The 1183-nt window shown below is 68.6% G+C and carries 1 protein-coding gene; it reads right to left on the bottom strand.

Translation table 11 applies throughout. From position 1 onward, the window contains the following. Positions 1-117: 117 nt before the first annotated feature. A protein-coding gene (locus ADL01_RS42350; protein WP_420719734.1) for an IS5 family transposase occupies positions 118-1103 on the bottom strand; the annotation gives its coding sequence in 2 pieces (ribosomal slippage) (positions 118-693 and positions 696-1103; 984 coding nt in all). Between the last annotated feature and the right edge of the window lie 80 nt (positions 1104-1183).

Below are 1183 nucleotides of genomic sequence, written 5' to 3' on the forward strand. Positions count from 1 at the left end.
TGCGCTGGTCATGGTGGAGACGCCTCAGCCAAACCCGGGCCCGCCGCAGCCACTACAAACGCCGAGGCCACATCCTGCAACTGTGATTGCAGTACTAGGTCTTGTCTGGAGTTCGGATCAGGAGTGTGGTGCGATGCTGCGGAGCCAGAGCATCGCACCACACAGGTGCAGTCCTGCCTCGTAGCTCTGCGGGGTCTTGTCGTACCGGGTAGCGATACCGCGCCAGTTCCGCAGCCGGTTGATGCACCGTTCCACGGTGTTGCGCTCTTTGTAGAGTGTCGCGTCGTGTGAGACTGGCCGGCCGCCGGCGCTGCCGCGCTTCTTGCGGTTCGCGGCTTGGTCGGCCTTCTCCGGGATCACGGCTCGGATCCCGCGTCGTCGCAGGTAGCGGCGGTTGCTTCGGGACGAGTACGCCTTGTCCGCGGCCACCGCAGCCGGCCGGGTCCGCGGGCGCCCGATCGGACCGCGCACCTTCACCCGTTCCAGGACCGGGGCGAACTGCGGACTGTCGCCGGCCTGCCCGGGCGTGAGGACGAACGCAAGCGGGCGGCAGCGCCGGGCGGCCGCCACATGAATCTTGCTCGTCAGCCCGCCCCGGGAACGCCCCAGCCCGGCGGCTTTCAAGCGGGCCCGGTGTCGTCGGCCGACCCGCCGCCGCTCGACACGCGCCTCGCCCTCGGCCTGTCCGTCCTGCGTTCTTTGCTCCTTGCCCTCGCCCCCTTTTCGGCCTCGACGGCCATTTCCAAGGCCGCCAACTGCTCGGGGTCCAGGGCCATCCCGGCGGCGTGATGGTGCGCCCGGGCAGTCGCAGAGTCCACGCTGACCAGGCCCAGGTCGGCCTGGCCACGGGCGGCGGCCTCGGCGATCACTGTGTGCATCAGGTCCTGGAAAACGCCCCGCGTCGCCCAGATCCGGAAGCGGTCGTACGCGCTCTGCCAGGGCCCGAACTCGGTCGGCAGGTCACGCCAGGGGCTACCGGTCCGGAACCGCCACATCACCGCGTTGAAGTGTTTCCGCAGGTCAGGGATGGGCCCAACCGCCGCAATCGGGAGATGGGGCTCGATCAGGGCCCATTGCTCATCGGTGAGATCGCCTCGCGCCATGACTGACGGCTTATCAAGACCGAGCCCACACGCGCAGGCGATCTACCGAACTCCAGATCCGAACTCCAGACAGGACCTAG

This window comes from Streptomyces sp. NRRL WC-3618, from assembly GCF_001280005.1.
Taxonomy (GTDB): domain Bacteria; phylum Actinomycetota; class Actinomycetes; order Streptomycetales; family Streptomycetaceae; genus Streptomyces.